This window comes from Sphingobacterium sp. HSC-15S19 (assembly GCF_050433745.1).
GTDB classification, from domain to species: Bacteria; Bacteroidota; Bacteroidia; order Sphingobacteriales; family Sphingobacteriaceae; genus Sphingobacterium; species Sphingobacterium siyangense.
In genome coordinates, this window is sequence record NZ_JBNPWQ010000075.1 from 1 (window position 1) to 5,950 (window position 5,950).

The following is a 5,950-nucleotide window of genomic DNA, read 5'->3' on the forward strand; positions in this document are numbered from 1 at the left end:
TATCATGGCGGTGTGTTATAATTTTGCAATTTAAATATAGCAACTTTGCTATATCCAATCACCGCCACTTTTTAAACGTTTAGGACGCAAGTGATTTTTATTGTTATATTTACTTAGCAAGTGATCTAATGCTACAACCACATAGTTATAAACGAAAAATAATTTTATTATGGGAATTTCAACATATTTAATGCGCCTGAACCGTTTGCATTTTTTTATTAAAAGGCGGCAAACTGGAACACCTTGTGAATTTGCTCAGAAAATGAATCTTTCAAGAAGTGCACTACTTAAAGATCTTTCTGAAATGAAAAATTTGGGATTTCCAATTGAATATGACAAAACCCGTGGAACTTATAATTACAATGTTGAAAAGCTGGGAGCTATCTCATAAACAGATCTTTCTCCAGACTTTTTAAAAAAGATATTTGGAGGAAAAAAGAAGCAGAATATATCAGCGTTATCAATTCAGATATTTTATGACAACTAAAACCGTTTTGTTTACATTTTCGTTACTAATCATTTGTGTATTAATTTTTTATTATTACTGTAGAATTGAAAATGGGGATAAAATAAGTACGGAAAGATCGCGGATTATTAATCTTTCAAAAGATGTCACGTTAGTAAATCAAAATCTTAACGAAGGTTTCAGTTTTAGTGATTCTGTTCTCATTGATAAACAGATCATTATTTTAGGAGAGCAGCAGCATGGAGACGGTGTGACACAACAGATCTATGCTCGGCTAGTCATGCATCTCTATAATAAAGGTTTTAAATCATTGTATTTGGAAGCTCCCCTTTATCGAACCCTCCGATTTTACCAATCATTAGAGCATGGAGCTGGTCTTGACTTTGCAAATGCAGTCTATCCTTTTTGGAGCAGAGCTAAGGAAACACATGATTTAAGAGACTTTATTACATCCAAAGCAACAACAAACGACCCAATGTATCTAGGTGGTTTAGATTTTCAAATTCCTACAATATTTTCTCAAGACAAGATACGTGAAGACTTAATGTTGTATCTCAAGGGTCTAAATGGTTATAATTCCAGTGACTATAAGCACTTTTGGTTTTCGTTAAAAAATAGATTTGGTCCTGTACTTTTTTTTAATTCTAGAACGAAAGAAATGGAATCAAACCGCCAGAAGTGCCTTAAAGAGCTAAAAGGCATGTCTAAGCTAGTCTTATCACAGAATAATATCAGCTTAAAAGACAGTATATATCATCGCTATATTGAGAATATATATCATTTTTATTATGCAAAAATGTATTTGAAATCGTTAGCTTATAATAACTATAGGGATTCGATTTTATTTGAAAATTTTCGATGGCAAATGGCATTTCAGAAAGACCGTAAAGCAATTGTGTGGATAGCAAATGAACATGCATCTAAAGAAAACCAAGCAAGAAAGACTTTTGGAGGTTTTGTAAAAGATTTTTATAAAAAGAGGGCTTACACAATTTTGACGACTTCCATTGAAGGGTATACGAGAAATATTGCTTCGGGTAATATTCAACGGGTAAATCCTGTGACTAAAAATAACTTGGAATTTGCCCTTAAAAATAAAATTGATTCAATAGCTTTTGTTATTCCTCCTAAAAACAGAGCTGCTGAACAAATGACAATGCGTTTTTATGGATATCACAATCTCGCTAATAACTGGTTTGATAAGCTTGATGCGTTTTTTTTGATAAATAAAATGAAGCCAAATAATTATTAAGATATGGATGTATATAATATTCAAAATTTATCATTTTCAATTAAGAAGAAGCTGATAATTGACAATATATCGTTTTTAATTAAATCACCAAGTATTGTTGGGCTTTTAGGGCCTAATGGTGCTGGCAAATCAACATTAATAAATTTGTTAACAGGTGTACAGACTAGGTATAGCGGGAATATAAGATTTCTAAATAGAAATATTAGAGGAAACGAAATCGAAACAAAATGTGAAATTGCAGCTATTCTAGATCATAGTTCTACCTACGATACGATAACTGTTAGGGAAAATATATGTTATTATATTAAACTGCTAAACGTAAAACCTAAAATTGGTGAAGATTTATTGGTAGAGTTTGAACTGGATAGTTATAAAAATCATAAAGTATCGGAATTGTCGTCTGGGTATAAGCAGCGTTTAAAGATTGTAATATCTTTATTGCGATCACCAACTGTAATTTTTCTTGATGAACCGTGGTTAGCCTTAGACCCCATAAATGCATCATTTTTGTCTAAAAAGATTAATGAAATATGTTCTGTAAGGAAGATAACATTTGTTGTATCAGGCCATGACCTTTCGGAATTAGATGAACTATGTAATCACTTAATCTTTCTAAAAGAAGGACGAATAGTTTTAGATTTTTATAGAAAGCAAGGAAGTGAATTTATGGTGCATCATGTCAAAAAGACAACTTCTCTAGACGATAGATTTAAAAATAGATTTTTTATTGATACAAATAAGGACTTGGGTTTGATAATTAATGCCCGAACAGAGGAGTTAGATGGAATGGAATTAATATGTACCGAAATATATTCATTGAAAGAACTGTATTTTAATTTATTAACTAATTAATGTATGATGGGAATTACTCAAATATTATACGCGGATATATATAGAATTACGAAAAACAAAATAGTACTGCTGACTCTGTTTATTCCTCAGCTTTTGGTCCTGTTATTATCTTATTTACAATTTGAAAATACAATCTCGGCAGCAGCAACGGGATATGACATTTGGGTAATTTATAGCAAAGATATCTTAATGGTGCTCAGTTTCGTACTTCCATTATTTGCTATTGTTTATCCTTTTGTCATATTAGAGAATGAGCATAGGCACAATGGGTTACGCACTCATTCAATATTGCCACTCAAAATGGGCAATTACTTCGTTTCTAAGCTTTTATTAATCTGGATGTTTTTGGTTTACACTACGATTTTTTCTAGTTTGCTTTTGCTAATTATCGGGTATATAATAGGAGCTCTATTTGGCATTAAGGAGTTTGTGCTGTATAGCCCAACAATAATTGGGGGATTTACCGTGGGAATATTGCTTATCTCTTTGTTTGTTTCTTCAGTCCATTTAGTACTTAACATTTTTTTTAAAAATTTTTTAATTAATACTCTCCCTTTTCTCTTGATCTTGTTTCCTTCTTTTTTTCTACATAACTGGAAGTATTATTTTTTGAATATCTACTCTTATCCATTTAGACTGATGAATTCTCTCCAACTGGATTACGTGATTATAAATGACTTAACTTCTATAATTTGTTTTATTGGATTAATGCTAAGCCTAATAATAATTAGATACCTAATTCCTAAATGTCAGTATATATGGATAAATTAGAAGAAGAAGTATTTGCAATTGAAAGAATTCTTAGTAAACAGAATGATTCCTTTGCGTCACCATATCTATTTGGTGACCTAGGTGGTAAGACACTGTTTTATTTCTATTTGTGGAAATATTACAGACTGGATAAATATCATGACATTGCTTTCAAAACACTAGAAAAAATTTTATCTAAGGTTTCTATAAGTAAATTGGATTACAGCATTTGTAGTGGGATATCTGGTATAGCCTGGTTGATAGACATTTGTAACCGTGAGGGATTTATAGAGGAGTCTGCTGATAACATCTTTCCTAGTTTAGAAGACGAACTTAGTAAATGTATTAAACTCAGTTTCGCAGAAAAAAACATGGACTATTTACATGGAGGGACAGGAGCTTTAATATATCTATTGAATAAGGCTTCTCAGGGTCCTTATAACGTTGAAAATCTAACGCTTCTTTTAGATAATCTTCTTGCTAATTGTACATTGATCAGCGATACTATGGCATGCACGACTTACTTCTCTCGTTCAAAGAATAATGCTCATTATAATACAATAAATTTAGGAGTTTCTCATGGCATGATATCAGTGATGCACGCTTTAAATCTCTTTTTAAAACTCAAAATAAGAAGTGATGAGGTTAGATCCATGCTCGATAAGATGATAAATCTTATAATGTTTGTGACAAATAACACAGTAAACGAATATTATTTCCCTTACGATATCGATTTAAGAGATTTGACAAAAAAAAGTGGCTCAAGGATAGCTTGGTGCTATGGAGATCTTGGTAACAGTGCCGTGTTATACGATTTAAGCTATAAAGTTGGCCGATTAGATCTTGAATTAAAGCTACAAGAAATTATAAAAAGTGTTTGTAAACTATCTATTGAAAAGCAAAGTATAAAGGATGGGAGCCTTTGTCATGGTCTAATTGGAAATGCGCTACTTTGCAACTATCTGAACCGACACTTAGAAAACGATGATCTATATTCGCTAGTTTCTACAAATCTACATTTGTACATATCTAAATTTCCTGATCCAATCAACTATCGCAAACATTTTATAGTTAATGTAGGTTATCGCGATAACAACACATTGCTAGAAGGTTTGTCCGGAATAGGATTAGGTTTATTAACAATACTTAAAAACGACAAACCATTATGGACGGAAATCCTACTTCTAAACTAAGTTTCGAATTCGATGAAAGACTATTATTGCGAAAGCCGATCTTAAATCCTTGTGAAACATTCCCTGAAAATTTAGAGTTTTTCTTCAATGAAAGTGAAATATTTAGAGAAGCCATATATTTGGCATCTCGAGATTTATTTATTGAAATTAACAAACGCTTAATTAACAAAAAAAGCTTAACAGAAAGACAACTAACCGCATTAACTAAGTATTTTATCCGGATGCGTAGCCGATCTACACCGTTCGGTTTATTTGCAGGAATATCAATAACGAGTTGGGGGAAAACTGAATCCTATTCTTCTCATACTATCTCAAGGAAGGTTCGTTTGGACAGCTCCTGCTTAACTCAACTAGTTCATTATCTAAACAAACTGGAAAGCATTATTCAACTGTGCATCCTTTACATCGCTTTTGCGGCCGGGCAGCTGTTTGATTAAAAAGGGATTCACCAGCATCAGATCAAAGCCCATTTCAGAGAGAATATTCCAGACCGGGATCCAGTAAATACTGGTACTCTCCATCGCTACTCGGAGAACACCCGCAGCCTTCAAGTAGGCTCCCAACTGTCGAATGCCCGTACTGAAGGTTTCGAAAACCTCCACATCCGAATAATGCTTCCCATTAAATACCGCACAAAAAATACTATCTTTATGCACGTCAAGTCCTGCTGTTTTCATATAACTTTTTTTTTCAACATAAAGATAAGCAGCGGGACTTGCTTTGATTGCGATAGCTCTCGCCAATTTTTATCCGCTTGTGTGTAATCGGAAAATTAAATGTAAATTTAAAGACCTTTTTAAGGTTTAATAAGTATGAAGAAATCGGAAATAAAAGATAAGTTAACTGACCTGGACTTGCAAATAAAATCGGCAGTGCTAGTTAAGCAGCTTTTTTAATTTTTTGCTCTTTGTTATTAAATTGCTCAATTGTAAGATTTCCCAATGTGGAGTGACGACGTTCTCGATTATACCAGATTTCTATGTATTCGAATAGTTCTGCTTTCATCTGATCCTTGGTAATCAACTTATTACCGTAAATCTGCTCGGATTTTAGCGTTTTGAAGAAGCTTTCTGCTACTGCATTATCCCAGCAATTACCTTTTCTACTCATACTTCTTGTTATGATTTTATAGGAATCTAACGTGTTACTAAATTTTTCACATGCATATTGTACGCCACGGTCCGAATGAAAAATTAGACCAGGAGACAGTTTACGGTGCTTAATTGCCATTTTCCAAGCTGCCAATGAAGTTTCTTCAGTTTTCATCCCATCACTGATACTCCAACCAATACATTTGCGGTCATATAAATCCAGAATGGTGGTTAGATGGATATACTTGTGTAAGCTGACCCCTCAAAATTGAATTAGAATTAGGGATGCGTAGTGCGTTTAAAGCTGTTATTCAACTGCCATACTGGCTGATGTTGACCCCCTAAT

General features: G+C 33.0%; 8 protein-coding genes. 6 read left to right on the forward strand and 2 right to left on the reverse strand.

Translation table 11 applies throughout. The features are described from left to right. Positions 1-169 precede the first annotated feature (169 nt). From L1283_RS28105 to L1283_RS28130, 6 genes are all read left to right on the forward strand, one after another. A complete protein-coding gene (locus L1283_RS28105) occupies positions 170-391 on the forward strand; it encodes an HTH domain-containing protein (protein WP_429626786.1) in 222 nt (73 codons plus the stop codon). Between the two features lie 85 nt (positions 392-476). Continuing rightward, positions 477-1,718: an erythromycin esterase family protein gene (locus L1283_RS28110; RefSeq protein ID WP_429626787.1), complete on the forward strand. Its 1,242-nt coding sequence runs from the start codon at positions 477-479 to the stop codon at positions 1,716-1,718. A gap of 3 nt (positions 1,719-1,721) precedes the next feature. Beyond that, positions 1,722-2,570: an ABC transporter ATP-binding protein gene (locus L1283_RS28115; RefSeq protein WP_429626788.1), complete on the forward strand. Its 849-nt coding sequence runs from the start codon at positions 1,722-1,724 to the stop codon at positions 2,568-2,570. Between the two features lie 6 nt (positions 2,571-2,576). Then, positions 2,577-3,341 (forward strand): ABC transporter permease, encoded by a 765-nt coding sequence (locus tag L1283_RS28120; RefSeq protein ID WP_429626792.1) that lies wholly within the window; start codon positions 2,577-2,579, stop codon positions 3,339-3,341. Continuing rightward, complete coding sequence (locus L1283_RS28125) at positions 3,329-4,513, forward strand: lanthionine synthetase LanC family protein (protein ID WP_429626789.1); 1,185 nt, start codon at positions 3,329-3,331, stop codon at positions 4,511-4,513. The genes L1283_RS28120 and L1283_RS28125 overlap by 13 nt, the downstream gene beginning before the upstream one ends. Then, on the forward strand, positions 4,486-4,950 hold the full coding sequence (locus L1283_RS28130; protein ID WP_429626790.1) for a lantibiotic dehydratase: 465 nt from the start codon (positions 4,486-4,488) through the stop codon (positions 4,948-4,950). The genes L1283_RS28125 and L1283_RS28130 overlap by 28 nt, the downstream gene beginning before the upstream one ends. Here the strand turns inward: L1283_RS28130 and L1283_RS28135 are convergent. Then, entirely contained in the window at positions 4,876-5,190 is a 315-nt protein-coding gene (locus L1283_RS28135) for an IS110 family transposase (RefSeq protein WP_429626791.1), read from the reverse strand. The two genes, L1283_RS28130 and L1283_RS28135, sit on opposite strands and share 75 nt — an antisense overlap. Positions 5,191-5,392: 202 nt before the next feature. Further along, complete coding sequence (locus L1283_RS28140; protein WP_429626793.1) at positions 5,393-5,845, reverse strand: IS3 family transposase; 453 nt, start codon at positions 5,843-5,845, stop codon at positions 5,393-5,395. Between the last annotated feature and the right edge of the window lie 105 nt (positions 5,846-5,950).

Excerpts from the sequence above, each read along its gene's own strand:
- L1283_RS28105 (WP_429626786.1), top strand. The coding sequence starts at position 170 with ATGGGAATTTCAACATATTTAATGCGCCTGAACCGTTTGCATTTTTTT.
- L1283_RS28110 (WP_429626787.1), top strand. The coding sequence starts at position 477 with ATGACAACTAAAACCGTTTTGTTTACATTTTCGTTACTAATCATTTGT.
- L1283_RS28115 (WP_429626788.1), top strand. The coding sequence starts at position 1,722 with ATGGATGTATATAATATTCAAAATTTATCATTTTCAATTAAGAAGAAG.
- L1283_RS28120 (WP_429626792.1), top strand. The coding sequence starts at position 2,577 with ATGGGAATTACTCAAATATTATACGCGGATATATATAGAATTACGAAA.
- L1283_RS28125 (WP_429626789.1), top strand. The coding sequence starts at position 3,329 with ATGGATAAATTAGAAGAAGAAGTATTTGCAATTGAAAGAATTCTTAGT.
- L1283_RS28130 (WP_429626790.1), top strand. The coding sequence starts at position 4,486 with ATGGACGGAAATCCTACTTCTAAACTAAGTTTCGAATTCGATGAAAGA.
- L1283_RS28135 (WP_429626791.1), bottom strand. The coding sequence starts at position 5,190 with ATGAAAACAGCAGGACTTGACGTGCATAAAGATAGTATTTTTTGTGCG.